14 protein-coding genes are annotated in these 15,988 nt (G+C 63.6%); 6 read left to right on the top strand and 8 right to left on the bottom strand.

The features are described from left to right. Window positions 1–8 precede the first annotated feature (8 nt). The 6 genes from ACWFUC_RS01815 (at window position 9) to ACWFUC_RS01790 (ending at window position 8,876) form a co-directional block, all read left to right on the top strand. Entirely contained in the window at window positions 9–977 is a 969-nt protein-coding gene (locus tag ACWFUC_RS01815; protein ID WP_039783660.1) for a complex I NDUFA9 subunit family protein, read from the top strand. A 44-nt stretch (window positions 978–1,021) separates the two neighbouring features. Beyond that, on the top strand, window positions 1,022–1,723 hold the full coding sequence (locus ACWFUC_RS01810; RefSeq protein ID WP_034331932.1) for a glutathione S-transferase family protein: 702 nt from the start codon (window positions 1,022–1,024) through the stop codon (window positions 1,721–1,723). Between the two features lie 10 nt (window positions 1,724–1,733). Continuing rightward, entirely contained in the window at window positions 1,734–2,966 is a 1,233-nt protein-coding gene (locus tag ACWFUC_RS01805) for a multifunctional CCA addition/repair protein (RefSeq protein WP_034331934.1), read from the top strand. A gap of 12 nt (window positions 2,967–2,978) precedes the next feature. Beyond that, window positions 2,979–3,716, top strand: coding sequence for a GNAT family N-acetyltransferase (locus tag ACWFUC_RS01800; protein WP_489623937.1), 738 nt, complete (start codon window positions 2,979–2,981; stop codon window positions 3,714–3,716). Between the two features lie 80 nt (window positions 3,717–3,796). After that, on the top strand, window positions 3,797–4,678 hold the full coding sequence (phhA, locus tag ACWFUC_RS01795) for a phenylalanine 4-monooxygenase (RefSeq protein WP_489623936.1): 882 nt from the start codon (window positions 3,797–3,799) through the stop codon (window positions 4,676–4,678). A gap of 601 nt (window positions 4,679–5,279) precedes the next feature. Further along, window positions 5,280–8,876, top strand: a complete 3,597-nt coding sequence (locus ACWFUC_RS01790) for an indolepyruvate ferredoxin oxidoreductase family protein (protein ID WP_489623935.1) — start codon at window positions 5,280–5,282, stop codon at window positions 8,874–8,876. A 34-nt stretch (window positions 8,877–8,910) separates the two neighbouring features. Here the strand turns inward: ACWFUC_RS01790 and prmC are convergent, their stop codons facing one another. The 8 genes from prmC to minC all read right to left on the bottom strand — a co-directional run bounded on the left by prmC (window position 8,911) and on the right by minC (window position 15,959). Then, complete coding sequence (gene prmC, locus ACWFUC_RS01785; protein ID WP_489623934.1) at window positions 8,911–9,744, bottom strand: peptide chain release factor N(5)-glutamine methyltransferase; 834 nt, start codon at window positions 9,742–9,744, stop codon at window positions 8,911–8,913. After that, a complete protein-coding gene (locus ACWFUC_RS01780) occupies window positions 9,744–10,238 on the bottom strand; it encodes a disulfide bond formation protein B (protein WP_034331943.1) in 495 nt (164 codons plus the stop codon). Before ACWFUC_RS01780 ends, prmC begins: the two co-directional genes overlap by 1 nt. Window positions 10,239–10,423: 185 nt before the next feature. Beyond that, window positions 10,424–11,503 carry a peptide chain release factor 1 gene (gene prfA, locus ACWFUC_RS01775; protein WP_034331945.1) on the bottom strand — a complete coding sequence of 360 codons (1,080 nt, stop codon included), beginning with the start codon at window positions 11,501–11,503 and terminating at the stop codon, window positions 10,424–10,426. A 107-nt stretch (window positions 11,504–11,610) separates the two neighbouring features. Continuing rightward, window positions 11,611–12,903: a glutamyl-tRNA reductase gene (gene hemA / locus ACWFUC_RS01770; RefSeq protein WP_121040612.1), complete on the bottom strand. Its 1,293-nt coding sequence runs from the start codon at window positions 12,901–12,903 to the stop codon at window positions 11,611–11,613. 275 nt (window positions 12,904–13,178) lie between these two features. Beyond that, entirely contained in the window at window positions 13,179–13,880 is a 702-nt protein-coding gene (locus tag ACWFUC_RS01765) for a response regulator transcription factor (RefSeq protein WP_134223565.1), read from the bottom strand. 122 nt (window positions 13,881–14,002) lie between these two features. Further along, window positions 14,003–14,272: a cell division topological specificity factor MinE gene (gene minE / locus ACWFUC_RS01760; protein WP_006465131.1), complete on the bottom strand. Its 270-nt coding sequence runs from the start codon at window positions 14,270–14,272 to the stop codon at window positions 14,003–14,005. A gap of 1 nt (window position 14,273) precedes the next feature. Further along, window positions 14,274–15,089, bottom strand: a complete 816-nt coding sequence (gene minD, locus ACWFUC_RS01755; RefSeq protein WP_489623933.1) for a septum site-determining protein MinD — start codon at window positions 15,087–15,089, stop codon at window positions 14,274–14,276. Window positions 15,090–15,161: 72 nt separating this feature from the next. Next, the gene (gene minC / locus ACWFUC_RS01750; protein ID WP_121040610.1) at window positions 15,162–15,959 is read right to left on the bottom strand and encodes a septum site-determining protein MinC; all 798 of its coding nucleotides are present in this window, start codon (window positions 15,957–15,959) and stop codon (window positions 15,162–15,164) included. Window positions 15,960–15,988 lie beyond the last annotated feature (29 nt).

Below are 15,988 nucleotides of genomic sequence, written 5' to 3'. Positions count from 1 at the left end.
AGAGACAAATGGCAGTCAAGAAGATCCTCGTCATCGGCGGTTCCGGCTTCATCGGCACCCGCCTGATCGAACTGCTGGGCAGCACCACCGGCTACCGCATCATGGTGCCCACGCGCCGCTACGAGCGCGCCAAGCATCTGCTGGTCTCGCCCGTGGTCAGCGTGGTCCAGGCCAACATCCATGACGATGCCGTGCTGGCGCGCCTGGTAGCCGAGGCGGACGTGGTCATCAACCTGGTCGGCATCCTGCAATCGCGTCCGGCGCGTGGCGGTGCTCCTTATGGTCCGGATTTCGAACGCCAGCACGTGCTGCTGCCGCGCCGCATCGTGGCCGCCTGCGTGCAGCAGGGCGTGCCGCGCTACCTGCACATGAGCGCGCTGTGCGCCGATGCCCAGGGGCCGTCGATGTACCTGCGTTCCAAGGCGGCCGGCGAACAGGAAGCGCTGGCCTCGCCGGCGCTCGATGTGGCCATTTTCCGTCCGTCGGTCGTGTTCGGCGAGGGCGATAATTTCATCAACATGTTCGCCGGCCTGAACCGCCTGTTCCCGGTGATTCCGCTGGGCAGCCCTGATGCGCGCTTCCAGCCGGTCTACGTGGGTGATGTGGCACAGGCCTTCGTCAATGCGCTGGCCTTGCCGCGCCTGGGCGGCAAGGTGTTCGAGCTGGGCGGGCCCAAGCAATATTCTCTGCGTGAACTGGTGCGCCTGTCGGGCTGGTACAGCGGCCATCCGCGTCCGGTGATCGGCTTGCCCGATGCGGCCGGCTGGCTGCAGGCCTTCGCGCTGGAACACCTGCCGGGCAAGCTGATGAGCCGCGACAATGTCGCCTCGATGAAGGTGGACAATGTCCTGCACGGCCCCATCGCCCCCGAGCTGCAGCTCACGCCGCGCGCACTGGAAGACGTCATTCCCGGCTATCTCCTGCCGCGCAGCCCGCAACAGCAATTCGACTTTTTCCGTAGCACCGCGCGACGCTGAATGGTTCAGTCGCCGCGACATTGATCTTCGAGAAACGAGCTCACATGCAAGATACAGAACTGGATCCGGTCTTGTCCGAAACCCTGCAAAAGGCCGGACGCCACATGCCCACCCTGGTGATCGCCAACAAGAATTATTCCTCGTGGTCGATGCGCCCGTGGGTCACCGCCGTGGCCTTCGATATCCCTTTCAAGGAAGTGCGCGTGCTGCTGGACCAGCCCGAGACCGCCGGCGAGATCGCCCGCTACACCGGCTCGGGCCGCGTGCCGGTGCTGCTCGATGGCGACATCGCGATCTGGGATTCGCTGTCCATCTGCGAATATCTGGCCGAGCAATTCCCTGACCGCCACCTGTGGCCGGCCCGCACCGATGCCCGTGCCATCGCGCGCAGCATCTGTGCCGAGATGCACTCCGGTTTCACTGGCCTGCGCACGGCCATGAGCATGGACATCCGTGGACGCTACCCCGGCAAGGGGCGCACCGCCGACGCACAAGCCGATATCGCGCGCGTGTGCGAGATCTGGGAAGAGTGCCTCTCGCAATTCGGCCATCATGAATTCCTCTTCGGCGATTTCTCCATTGCCGATGCCTTCTATGCACCGGTGGTGATGCGCTTCGTCAGCTACCAGGTGCCGCTGGCTCCGGCCCTGCAAGCCTATGCCGACCGTGTGCGCGAGCACCCGGCGGTGGCGCGCTGGATCGCCGAGGCGCTGGCCGAGAAGGAAATCCTTCCGGACCACCAGTGAGGCGCAGCCGATGAAGACCTACACCGTCGGCGGCGCAGTGCGCGACGGCTTGCTGGGCCTGCCGGTGAAGGACCGCGACCACGTGGTGGTGGGGGCCACGCCACAGCAGTTGCTGGAACTGGGTTTCCGCCCGGTCGGCAAGGACTTCCCGGTGTTCCTCCATCCCGATACCCACGAGGAATATGCCCTGGCCCGCACCGAGCGCAAGACCGCGCCCGGCTACAAGGGCTTCGCCTTCCATGCCGCACCCGATGTGACGCTGGAAGACGATCTCGCGCGCCGCGACCTCACCATCAATGCGATTGCGCAGGATGAGGATGGCACCCTGGTCGATCCGTATCACGGCCGTGCCGATCTTGAGGCGCGCGTATTTCGCCATGTCTCCGAGGCCTTTGTCGAAGATCCGGTACGCATCCTGCGCGTAGCACGTTTTGCGGCGCGCTTCGCCGATTTCACGGTGGCCCCGGAAACCAATGCGCTCATGCAGCGCATGGTGCAAGAGGGCGAGGTGGATGCGCTGGTGCCTGAACGCGTCTGGCAGGAACTGGCGCGCGGCCTGATGGAGCACAAGCCGTCTCGCATGTTCGAGGTCTTGCGCGCCTGCGGCGCCTTGCAGCGCATCCTGCCCGAACTCGATGCGCTGTGGGGCGTACCGCAGCCGGAGAAATGGCATCCCGAAATCGATACCGGTGTTCATGTGATGTTGGTGGTCGATTGGGCCGCCGCGCAGAATTTTTCATTGCCGATCCGATTTGCCGCGCTGTTGCACGACCTCGGCAAAGGCACCACGCCACCCGAGATCTGGCCGCGCCATCATGGCCATGAAGCGCGCAGCGAGCGTTTGGCCGAAGACGTCTGCACGCGCCTGAAGGTGCCCGGCGAATGCCGTGACCTGGCGCTGATGACGGCGCGCGAACATGGCAATGTGGGACGCTCCTTCGAGATGCGTCCCGATACCCTGGTCAAGTTCTTCGCACGGTGCGATGCCTTCCGCAAACCGCAGCGCTTCGTCGACATGCTGCGCGCCTCGGAATGCGACCATCGCGGCCGCACCGGGCTGGAGTTGCAGCCCTTCCCGCAGGCGGCTTATCTGGAAGGCGCACTGCAGGCCGCGCAGGCCATCGATGCCGGCGCCATCGCGCAGCAGCAGGCACAGCCGCAACGCATTCCTGAGGCCATCCTGGCGGCACGTACCGCGCAAGTGGCGGCCTATGTCGAGCAGCATCGTCCGGCGCAGTCTTGAGGAAACGTCACGATGAGCCATCCCCTGTCCCGTCTCCTCCAGCGCTTGCGTGGCCAGCAATCCGGCTTGCCGCCTGTACAGCCGGAGAAGCAGGACAAGCCCAACGTCTTCGTCAAGGAGCTCTCGCCGCGTGCGCGCCGCCACCTGCTGCGCCATTTCCTCGCGCTGGAAGAGAAGGATCGCCTGCTGCGCTTCGGTTCCAAGCTCTCCGATGAGATGGTGACGCGCTACGTGGAGGGCATCAACTTCGAGCGCGATACCGTCTTCGGCGTCTATGACCGCCGCTTGCGACTGCTCGGTGTCGGCCACCTGGCCTTCGCGCCCAAGGAGAGTACGCGCATCAGCGGTGCCACCATCAAGCCGGTGGTGGCCGAGTTCGGGGTCTCGGTGACGGCTGCCGCGCGTGGGCTCGGTGTGGGCACGCGCCTGTTCATGCGTGCTTCGATGCACTGTCGCAATGCCGATGTCGATACGCTGTACATGCACTGTCTCTCGTCCAACAAGGTGATGATGCACATTGCCAAGAAGGCTGGCATGGAAATCCATCGCGACTATGGCGAGGCCGATGCCTACCTCAAGATCAAGCCTGCCAACTCGGCCACGGTGTTCCAGGAAGCGCTGGAAGAGCAAGTTGCAATGTTGGACTATATCGTCAAGGCCAACTTCAAGGCGCTGCTGAAATGGGGCGCGCGCGTGACCGGCATTGGTGCCAAAAAGAAGGACGACGGCACGCCGCCGCCTGCTGCCTGACGCGCTGCTTGCGCGAACGCACATGACCATCCCGTGCCGGGAGCGCATAATATGCGCCTCACTTTGATAACGGGTATGCCATGAGCACCAATCCCAACACCGATGATTTCTTCGCCACCGTCGCCACCAAGTCCGATAGCGGAGCCTTGCGCGGCGACTACAGCCAGGCCGACGCCAACTACGTCGTGGCCCAGAACTGGGAGGGCTACACGCCCGCCCAGCACGCGCTGTGGCGTCGTCTCTATGAACGCCAGGCCAAGTTGATTCCGGGTCGCGCCTGTGATGTCTTCATCGACAGCCTGAAGGCGCTCGATGTCTCGCAAGGCATCCCGCGCTTTGACCGTACCACCGAAGCGCTCTTCAAGGCCACCGGCTGGGAGCTGGTGGCCGTGCCGGGCCTGGTGCCGGACCACACCTTCTTCGAGCACCTGGCCAATCGCCGCTTCCCGGTCACCGTGTGGCTGCGTGAAGAGCACGAGTTCGATTACATCGTCGAGCCTGATCTGTTCCATGACTTCTTCGGCCATGTGCCGCTGCTGTTCAATCCGATCTTCGCCAACCACCTGCAGGAATACGGCAAGGGTGGCCTGAAGGCGCTCAAGCTCGACGGGCTGGCCTATCTGGCGCGCCTGTACTGGTACACCATCGAGTTCGGACTGATCCAGAGCAAGGAGGGTTTGCGCATCTATGGTGCCGGCATCCTGTCCTCGGGCGGCGAAGTCGAGTACTGCCTCTCCAGCGACCAGCCGCGTCGCGTGCCGTTTGAAGTGGAGCGCATCATGCGCACGCTCTACAAGATCGACACCTATCAGGAGACCTATTTCGTGATCAAGGATTTCGAACAGCTCTTCAACGATACCGCGCCGGACTTCACGCCGCTCTACGAGCGGCTCAAGCAGCAGGAGGCCCTGCCGGCCAATACCTTGGTGCCGGGCGAGACCAATTTCCCGCCCAATCGCTGAAGATGACATCGCTGCAAGCAAGCGCTCAGGAAAGCCGGACATGCGTCCGGCTTTTTTTTTTGTGCCCGGCAGAAGCGCACATAAAAAAAGCGGATCCGACAGGGGAGGCCGGATCCGCGAGCTAGTGGTGCTTTCAACACTAGAGGGGAGGAACCTTGCACAGTAACGGATACCAATCAATCGCTGTTCAAGTGAGGTCTATTAAACGTCAGCGGCCGAGCTGGTCCAACGGCTTTTACGGGCTGTTACATTCACGTCTTGCTTGTAACACTTGGGGCGTCCGCAGCCCTTTTTTTTCAGCCGGAAATGTTGTTGTTTTTCGCTTTCCGGCATTTTCTTCTCCGCAATGCCGTGAATGCCGCAGGACTTGCGGAAACAGTTTCCCGCAAGACAAAAAAGCCCGGAAACCCTGCTGCGGCGCGCGTAGCGGGCCGGTCACCCTTGTGCTAACTTGACCCCACAACTTGAAGACACCCGGTTCACAAGACTGAAGTGTTCCCGATTCCCGACAGATCAGCGTAACTGCACAGCGACAGGGTGCGGGGCGTGACTGGCGGGAGCATGTGCAAGGCAAAAACAAGATTTTTGGCACGGAGACCACATGAACGCACCCCTACCCGCCGGGCAACGCCTGCTGCTGGACGATGTATCCCTGGACGACAAATTTGCACTGGAGCGCGGCCGCGTCTTCATGACCGGCATTCAGGCGCTGATCCGCCTGCCGATGCTGCAGCGGCAGTACGATGAGCGCGCGGGCCTGAACACCGCCGGCTTCATCACGGGCTATCGCGGCTCCCCCCTGGGCTCGGTCGACCAGACCGCCGAGAAGGCGCGCAAATACCTGGAAGCCAAACAGGTCAAATTCCATCCCGGCATGAATGAAGACCTGGCCGCCACCAGTGTGTGGGGCACGCAGCAGGTCAATCTCTTCAAGGGCGCGCAATACGACGGCGTGTTCTCGCTGTGGTACGGCAAGGGCCCGGGGGTCGATCGCTGCGGCGATGTCTTCAAGCACGCCAACATGGCAGGCACCTCCAAACACGGCGGCGTGCTGGTGATCGCGGGCGATGACCACGCCGCCAAGTCCTCTACCGCCGCACACCAGAGCGAGCACATCCTCAAGGCCTGCGGCATTCCGGTGCTCTATCCGTCGTCGGTGCAGGAGTATCTCGACTACGGCCTGCATGGCTGGGCCATGAGCCGCTACACCGGCTTGTGGGTGGCAATGAAATGCGTGACCGACCTGGTCGAATCGGGCATGTCGGTGATGATCGATCCGGAGCGCGTGAAGATAGAGTTACCGGACTTCGAACTGCCGCCCGATGGTCTCAACATCCGTATGCCGGATACGGTGCTGGGCCAGGAAGCGCGCATGATCAACTACAAATGGTATGCCGCCCTCGCTTACGCACGTGCGAACAAGTTGAACCGCATTATCTGGGACAGTCCGCGTGCGCGCATCGGCATCATCACTGCCGGCAAGTCCTACCTCGATACGCGCCAGGCGCTGGAAGACCTGGGCATCGATGAACAGGTCGCCGCCGACATCGGCATCCGTCTCTACAAGGTCGGCATGACCTGGCCTCTGGAAGCCGAAGGCGTGCGTGAATTCGCGCAGGGTCTGGACGAGATACTGGTGGTCGAGGAGAAGCGCCAGATTCTTGAATACCAGTTAAAGGAAGAACTCTACAACTGGCGCGACGATGTTCGACCCCGCGTGGTCGGCAAATTCGATGACACCGGAGAATGGAGCGGTTCGCAGCGCGAAGGCCATGGCAACTGGCTGCTGCCGGCCACCTATGAACTCAATCCGGCGCAGATCGCGCGCGCGATTGCCACGCGCATCTCGCGCTACTTCGCCGGCCATCCGGTGGAGCAGCGTGTGCGCACCCGCGTGGCCTATCTCGAAGCCAAGGAAGCGGCCCTCAACATCAGCAGCAAGCCCGATCCCGACAAGGACCGCGTGCCGCATTTCTGCTCGGGCTGCCCGCACAACACCTCCACCAAATTGCCCGATGGCAGCCGTGGCCTGGCCGGTATCGGTTGCCATTACATGGTCACCTGGATGGACCGCGAGACCAGCCTCTTCACCCACATGGGCGGCGAGGGCGTGACCTGGGTGGGACAGGCGCCGTTCACGACGGAAAAACACGTCTTCGCCAACCTCGGTGATGGCACCTACTTCCATTCCGGCCTGCTGGCAGTGCGCGCCTCGGTCGCGGCGAAGGTCAATATCACGTACAAGATCCTGTACAACGATGCGGTGGCCATGACCGGTGGCCAGGAGTTTGATGGCCCGCTCGATCCGGCCATGATCTCGCGCCAGCTGGCCGCTGAGAACGTGCGTCCCATCATCGTGGTCACCGATGAGCCGGACAAATATCCGGCCGGCACCCAATGGGCCGAGGGCGTGACCATCCGCCATCGCAGCGAACTCGATGCCGTGCAGCGCGAACTGCGTGAACAGCCGGGCGTGTCGGCCATGATCTATGACCAGACCTGCGCGTCGGAGAAACGCCGTCGCCGGAAACGCAATGCCTATCCCGACCCGGCCAAGCGTGCCGTCATCAACGAGGCGGTGTGCGAAGGTTGCGGCGATTGCAGCGTGCAGTCCAATTGCCTGTCGGTGGAGCCGCTGGAAACCGAGTTCGGCCGCAAGCGCCAGATCAACCAGTCTTCCTGCAACAAGGATTATTCCTGCGTGAACGGTTTCTGTCCCAGCTTCGTGACGGTGGAAGGTGGCCAGTTGAAGAAACCCGTACGTGCCAAGACGCAATCAGGGCCGGCCTTGCCGACCCTGCCGGAACCGGTGCTGCCGGGGCTGGCGCAGCCTTATGGCATCGTGGTCACCGGCGTAGGCGGCACGGGCGTGATCACCATTGGCCAGATCATCGCCATGGCGGCGCACGTCGAAGGCCGTGCCTGCTCGGTGCTGGACATGAGCGGGCTGGCACAAAAGGGCGGGCCGGTGATGTCGCACGTGCGCGTGGCCGAGGACCCGGCGCACATCCAGTCCACCCGCGTGGGCACCGGCATGGCTGACCTGGTCATCGGCTGCGACGTCATCGTCACTGCAGGCCGCGATGCCCTCTCGCGCATGGGCGAGGGGCGTACCCATGCAGCGGTCAATTCGACGCAGATGCCAACTGCCGCGTTCGTCCGCAATCCGGACTGGCAATTCCCCACTGCCTCCAGCGAAGGCGAGATCGCCAAGGCCTGCGGCCGCGACAATCTTTCACTGATTGATGCCGGCCGCATTGCGACGGCGCTCATGGGCGATGCGATCGCGACCAACATGTTCATGCTCGGCTATGCCTGGCAAAAGGGCTGGGTACCGTTGTCGGAAGCGGCCCTGTTGCGCGCCATCGAACTCAACGCGCTGCAGGTGGATTTCAACAAGCAGGCCTTCGCCTGGGGCCGCGTAGCCGCGCATGATGTGGACTTCGTGCTGGCCGCCGCGAGCCGCAACGGCATGACGGCGCAGGTGATCGAATTCAAGCGCACGCCGACCCTGGATGAACTGGTGGAGCGCCGCGTGGCCTTCCTCACCGATTACCAGAACGCCGCCTATGCGCGCAGCTATCGCGATGCCGTGGAAGAAGTGCGTGCGCGCGAGAGCACGCTGGGTGAGGCGGCACGCGGCTTCAAATTGAGCCGTGCGGTAGCGACCAGTCTCTTCAAGCTCATGGCCTACAAGGATGAGTACGAAGTCGCCCGCCTCTATACCGAGCCGGCCTTCCGCGCCAAGATCGCCGGCATGTTCGAGGGGGATTACAAGCTGCGCTTCCACCTGGCCCCGCCGCTGCTGGCCAAGCGCGACGACAAGGGACACCTGCGCAAGCAGGCCTTCGGCAGCTGGATGATGCCAGCCTTCGGCGTGCTGGCCAAGCTGCGCTTCCTGCGGGGTACGGCCTTCGATCCTTTTGGCTACACCGATGAGCGCAGACAGGAGCGGGCGCTGATCAGCGAGTACCGTGCCACCCTGTCACGCCTGCTGGCAAAGCTCACGCCCGAGAACCTGGAACAAGTCGTCGCCGTGGCCCGCATTCCGGAAGAGATTCGCGGCTATGGCCACGTGAAGGAACGCCATCTGAAAGCGGCCATGCAAAAGCAGGCTACCTTGCTGGCGCAACTGGAACAGGGCGTCTCAAGCGGTCAGCCGCACTCGCCGCAAGGAGGCGGCAAGCGGGCGGCCTGAGAGAGCAGGAGGAAAGCCAGAAACGGTCAGCGGATCAGGCCAGGCGGCCGCCGCTGACCCGTTCAATACCGGCCAGGTCGCGCCAGCTCCGGACTTCCTTGAAGCCGGTGCCGGAGAGCAGTCCGCGCACCGCAGCGGCCTGGTCGTAACCATGTTCCATCAGCAGCCAGCCGCCGGGCAGCAGATGCGCCGGTGCGCCGTCGATGATGCTGCGCAGGTCGGTCAGGCCATCAGCGTGATCGGTGAGCGCATCGACCGGTTCGAAGCGCAGGTCGCCCTGGGAGAGATGGACGTCCCCTGCGACGATATAAGGCGGGTTGGAGGCGATCACCGCAAAGCGCTGATCCTCGGGCAGGGCGGCGTACCAGTCGCTTTCCAGCAGCGTCACGCGGACCTGGTTGGCCGTGGCATTTTCGCGTGCGATAGCCAGGGCAGCAGCGCTGGCATCCAGTGCCGTCACTACCGCATCGGGCCGCGTATGGGCAATGGCGATGGCAATCGCCCCCGAACCGGTCCCCATGTCCAGCAGCGCCGCGCCTTGCGGCAATCTTTCCATGGCCAGTTCCACCAGCAGCTCGGTATCGGGCCGGGGGATCAACACATCCGGCGTGACGCGCAAGTCCAGTCCATAGAATTCGCGCTGGCCGATGATGTAGGCAATCGGCTCGCCACGCAGACGACGGGTGTAGAGGGCCGTGAGCGCCTCCGATTCAGCGGCATCGAGCCGCCGTTCGGATTGCGTGATCAGTTGCACGCGCGTCATGCGCAGCGCGTGGCACAGCAGGATGCGGTTCTCCAGCGGCTCCAGCGGCGCCGTCTTCAATACGGTGGCCAGCGTACAGCCGGCATAGCTGGAGAGCGGCTCCATCACTTCCAGATGGTGGTGCGCGGGGCGCGCTTGAACAGTTGCACGGCCAGCACCAGGGCCAGCACGCCGAACCAGATCAGCGACCAGGTCGGGATCTGCAGGCCGAACACCGGGGGCCAGGGGGCCGAGCAGAAGCCGTCGGCGGTGAACATCTGCGGCCACAGCTTGGCCGTGGGCAGCTGGTTGAGCGCCGTTTCCAGCGGATCGGTGGTGCAGGAGACACCCGGATGCGCCTTTACGTACAGATGCCAGATCGCGGTGCCGGCGCCAGCCAGCGCGGCCAGCAGGCCCAGGCCGGCGCTGCCGCGGCGGGCGGCTTCGGGCATCAGGGCACCGATCAGGGCGAAGGCGCCGACCAGCACGAACATGTAGCGCTGGATGACGCACAGCGGGCAGGGCTGCATTTCTTCGACGATCTGCAGGTACATGGCAACGCCCAGCAGGGCAGCGCACACCAGCGCCACCAGCAGGAAAACCGCTTTGGATGATTTCATGGTTGAGGATTCAGAGATTCATTAATGGGGGAATGCGTCGGGGCAGTTCGATGGGCGGGACCACGCGGATGATCCGGCGGTTTTTTTGCCATGACGCGATTGTAGAGAAGTCCGGGCCTGCGTGCATGCTGCCCGCGCAGGCAAAGGCACTCTGAACGGATCCCCCCGGCTTGGTTCCGTCGGCCTCAGTCGTCGCCCAGCTGAGCCAGCAGTTCAGCCTGGTGCTCGGTGATGAGGGCATTGGTCAGTTCGTCCAGGTCGCCATCCATGATGAAATCGAGCTTGTAGAGCGTCAGGTTGATGCGGTGGTCGGTCATGCGCCCCTGCGGGAAGTTGTAGGTGCGGATGCGCTCGCTGCGGTCGCCCGAGCCGATCAAGGACTTGCGGGTGGCGGCTTCCTTGGATTGCTGCTCGCGCAATTGCACGTCCTTGATCCGTGCTGCCAGCACTTTCATGGCCTGCGCCTTGTTCTTGTGCTGGCTGCGGTCGTCCTGGCATTCCACCACGATGCCGGTCGGCAAGTGCGTGATGCGCACCGCCGAATCGGTCTTGTTGATGTGCTGCCCACCAGCCCCGGAGGCGCGATAGGTGTCGATGCGCAGGTCGGCCGGGTTGATGTCCACATCCTCGACTTCATCGGCTTCAGGCATCACGGCCACCGTGCAGGCGGAGGTGTGGATGCGGCCCTGGGTCTCGGTGGCCGGCACGCGTTGCACGCGGTGGCCGCCGGATTCGAACTTCAGGCGCGAGTAGGCGCCGAAGCCGGCGATGCGGGCGATCACTTCCTTGTAGCCGCCCAGTTCCGATTCCGAGGCCGAGACGATCTCCACCTGCCAGCGCTGGCGTTCTGCATAGCGGGTGTACATGCGCAGCAGGTCGCCGGCGAACAGGGCTGATTCGTCACCTCCGGTTCCGGCGCGGATTTCCAGGAAGATGTTTCGTTCATCATTGGGATCCTTGGGCAGCAGCATCTTCTGCAGATCCAGCTCCAGCGCCTCCATGCGGGCCTTGGCGCCATCGATTTCTTCCTGGGCGAAAGCTTTCATGTCGGGGTCTGACAGCAGCTCGCCGGCGGTGCGGATATCTTCACTGGCCTGCACATAGTCGTGGTACAGCGCTACCAGCGGGCCCAGTTCGGCGTGTTCGCGGGTCATCTTGCGGAAGTTGTCCATGCTGGACGTGGCATCTTCCTGGGCCAGCAGGCTGTTGAGCTCTTCCAGCCGTTCGGCGAGCTGGTCGAGTTTGGCGAGCATTGAGGGTTTCATGAGGTCGGGAAGTCAGTATCGGTCAGCAATGAGGGGGACGACGGCAGCCGTCGGCGACGGCGCGAGGTTGCCAGCCGCAGGCAGCGGCCAGCGCGGCGGGAGAGGCGCTAACGCTTGGCGCGGAACAGTTGCGGCAGCAGCGAGACCAGCTGGCTGCGCTGTTCGCCCTGGGCGTGATGCAGGGCCTGTTGCGGGCCGTGCAGGAACTTGGCGGTCAGGCCCTTGGAGAGGGCGTCCAGCACCGCTTCCACATCCTCGCCCTTGGCCAGCATGCGGCGTGCGCGCTCCAGTTCGGCCAGGCGCAGGGCCTCGCCGGTTTCATGCAGGTCCTGGATCAGCGGCACCATGGCGCGGCTGTCGATCCAGTGCATGAAGGATTGCACCCGGGTTTCGATGATGGCTTCGGCCTGGGCGACCGCCGCCTGGCGGTTTTCGACGCCGCTTTGCACCACCGAGGCCAGGTCGTCCACGGTGTAGAGGAAAACGTCATCCAGGCGGCCCACTTCAGCCTCGATATCGCGCGGCACGGCCAGGTCGACCATGAAGATGGGTTTGTGGCGGCGTGCCTTGACGGCCCGTTCCACCAGCCCCAGGCCGATGATGGGCAGCTGCGAGGCGGTACAGGAGACCACGATGTCGAAGTTGGCCAGCTGCGCCGGCAGGTCGGCCAGGCGGATGGCACGGCCGCTGAAGCGATGGGCCAGGGTTTCGCCGCGCTCCATGGTGCGGTTGGCCACCGTCAGGGTCTTGGGATTCTGGGCCGCGAAGTGCGTGGCGCACAGTTCGATCATCTCGCCGGCACCGATGAAGAGCACGTTCTGGCCGGAGATCGAATCGAAGATGCGCTGCGACAGGCGCACGGCAGCGGCGGCCATCGAGACGCTGTGCGCGCCGATTTCGGTGGTGCTGCGCACTTCCTTGGCGACCGCAAAGGTGCGCTGGAACAGCTGGTGCAGATAGGTGCCCAGGCCACCGGCGGCATCGGCCTGGCGTACCGCATCCTTCATCTGGCCCAGGATCTGCGGTTCGCCCAGTACCATCGAGTCCAGCCCGGAGGCGACGCGGAAGGCATGGCGCACGGCATTGTCCTGCGGCAGCGAATACAGGTAGGGACGCAGGTCGGCGTAGGGAATGTGGTGATACTCGGCCAGGAACTGCGCGGTACGGTCGATGGCGAATTCCACCCCGTCTTGCCCGGCGGCCGCAGCCGCATACAGCTCGGTGCGATTGCAGGTGGAAAGGATGGCGGCTTCGCCCGCGGCCACGATCTTGTCATTGCCGCCAAACCACGCACGCGCGGACGCCACTGCCTGACCGATCTGGTCAGCAGGGAAGGCCACTTTCTCGCGCAGCGAGACCGGCGCGGTAGTGTGGTTGAGTCCGACGGCGAGCAAATGCATGGAGGAATCGACTATAAGGCAGCAGTGCCGATGAGCTGGGAAATTGCACTTCTATGGCTGTGAAACTGAATGAAAGCGTACGAAACAATGCAATTCGTACAAAATCAGACAGATTCGGCCCCGGTTTTGGGAATAATTATACTCTTTGCCCACACTCGGGTTGGGACGGCACCTGATAATCGGTATATGTCCCTGACATGGATCAGGCTTGGCGCAGATGGCCGGGGTGCCGATGCAACACTCGCCGGCTGGCCTGCGCGAAGGTTCACTGCGTGTTATTCCAGCCGCTCCAGCTGGTAGCCGTAGCCATAGACGGTGGCCAACTGGTAGCCATTGCCCGGATGCAGCTTGAGCTTGGTGCGGATGCGCGAGACGTGGGTATCGATGGTGCGGGTCGGGGTGTCCGGTTCGGCCCCCCAGATGCGTTCCTGCAGGAACGCGCGCGACAGCGGGCGTCCCAGGTGCTGCATGAACAGCAGTGCCAGTTCGACTTCCTTGCGGGTGAGCGTGGCATCCAGGCCGGGCCGCTCGGGATGGGTGATGCGCAGGCGCGCCAGGTCGACCATGAAGCCGCCGGCTTCCACCACGCTGGGTGGGGCTTCATAGGGCTGCGCGGCCAGCAGCAGCAAGTCCAGCCGCAGGGCCAGTTCCTGGCGGTCCACCGGCTTGACCAGGAAATCATCGGCCCCCGCCATGCGCAGGTTGCGCAGCCAGTGCTGATGAGCCGGCGTGCACAGCAGCAACACCACCGGCCGCGCCTTCGAGGCCGCCGGTGGACGGTGCTGCTGGACCAGCATGGTGACCGCATGCTGATGCCGCTGCAGGTCGTCCAGATCCAGCACGACCAGATTGGCACGGTCGGCACAGGCGGCGGCAAAGCCTTCGACGCCGCTGTAGACCTGGCAGTCATGGCGATCGGCCAGCTGCGTGACCAGGGTCACGGTATCGGCGTCTTTGGAAAGGATCCCGATTTTCATTGCATCAGTTCAGGGCAGCAGTAAAAGGCAGTCAACGCGCAGAGCCCGGGTGTGGTGGACCGTATTGGCAAAAAGGGCAGCCGAAGCTGCCCTTTTCTTCATGCAGAGTGCGGTATGTGCGCTCAGGCAGCCGGTACGTCGCTGTCAGGCAGCACCACGTTCACATCCAGCACTTCCAGGTTGCCCTGGCGGTCCAGCGAGATCTTGATGTCGTCGGCGTTGACCTTGGTGTACTTGGAGATGACCTCGATGAGTTCCTTGTGCAGGGCCGGCAGGAAGTCCGGGCCCTGGCGGCCGTTGGAACGCTCGCGGGCGATGATGATCTGCAGCCGCTCCTTCGCCGCCACCGCACTTTTGGGCTTGCTGGGGAACAGGAAAGAAAGCAGGGACATGTCACTTACCTCCGAAGATGCGCTGCAGGAAGCCCGGCTTTTCGTAGGTGGTGAAACGCAGCTCGACGGTCTCGCCGAGGAAGCGCGATACCACGTCCTGGTAGGCTTGGGCCACGTCGCTGTCCTTCATGTGGATGGCGGGGGAGCCCTGGTTGGAGGCCTGCAGCACGGTTTCCGATTCGGGGATGATGCCGATCAGGGGAATGCGCAGGATTTCCTGTACGTCGGTATAGGACAGCATCTCGCCGTCTTCCACGCGCTTGGGCGAGTAACGGGTGATGAGCAGGTGTTCCTTGACCGGCTCGCCGCCCGAGGAGGCGCGGCGCGATTTGGCCTGGATGATGCCGAGGATGCGGTCCGAGTCGCGCACCGATGACACTTCGGGGTTGGAGACCACGATGGCTTCGTCGGCGAAGGTCAGTGCCATCACCGCACCGTGCTCGATGCCGGCCGGGGAGTCGCAGATGATGTATTCGAAGTCCATCTTGGCGAGGTCGTTGAGGACCCGCTCCACGCCTTCTTCGGTCAGGGCGTCCTTGTCGCGGGTTTGCGAGGCCGGCAAGATGAACAGGTTGTCGCAGTGCTTGTCCTTGATCAGGGCCTGGTTCAGGGTGGCTTCCTTGTTGATCACGTTGATCAGGTCGTAGACCACGCGGCGCTCGCAGCCCATGATCAGGTCCAGGTTGCGCAGACCGACGTCGAAGTCGATCACGGCCGTCTTGTGGCCGCGCATGGCCAGGCCCGATGCGAAACTGGCGCTGGACGTCGTTTTGCCGACGCCGCCCTTACCCGAAGTCACAACGATGATTTTTGCCACGAAAAACTCCTTAAGAAGAACAGTACGCCGGCGGTTCCGGCTGGATTCGTTTAAATGATTTACGCCGCAGCCTTACGATGCCGCCATCGGCAGCACGTCGATGCGTTCGCCCTGCAGTCGCACCTGCACCTGCTTGCCGGCGAGTTCGGGCGCATGACCGTTCTCGAAGGTCCGATAGACCCCCGCAATGGAAACCAGTTCCGCTTCCAGTGAAGCGGCGAAGATGCGCGCGGTCGTATTGCCCGACGCTCCGGCCAGGGCACGGCCGCGCAGCGGTGCATAGACGTGGATGCAGCCATCGGCGATCAGCTCGGCACCGTTGTTGACCACGGCCAGCACCACCAGGTCGGCACCGCGCGCATAGATGCGCTGGCCGGCGCGCACCGGGGTGTCGATGACCACGGTGTTGGCCACCGGAGCCGGGGCGGACTGGGGAGCGGGCGCAGCGGGAGCTGCAGGTGCTGCGGGGGCGGCTACCGGTGTCGGTGCCGGCTCGGCCTGCTGGGCTGCCGCCTCCTGCGCACGTGCATTGGCGGTGCCGGCACCGGCCACGGCCGAGTTGTCGATGGCCAGGCCCTGGGCGACGATGCCGCCGTGCAACTCTTCCGGCGCATTGCGTACGGCCACGGTATTCAAGCGGAAGCGCTTGAACAGGGCCACCACGGCGCTCCAGTCGATGGCCGCAGCGGCCGCTGCATCCAGGGTGCCGATGTCCAGTACCGCGAATTCGTCCTCGAAGAAATCGGCGACGCCGCCAGTCATTTCCTTCAGGGCTTTTTCCAGCGAAGTCGGATCGGTTTCATGCAGGATTGCCGAAATGGCAACTACAGTGGAAATTTTGATTTCGATCGGTTTGCGCGTTTTTTGCATAAATCCTGTAGTTCAATGCGGCGGAAAGT

It is taken from the genome of Herbaspirillum sp. Her4 (assembly GCF_057961335.1).
Note: the sequence above shows the minus strand (reverse complement) of the source record. Positions and strands in the feature narration are given on the sequence as shown.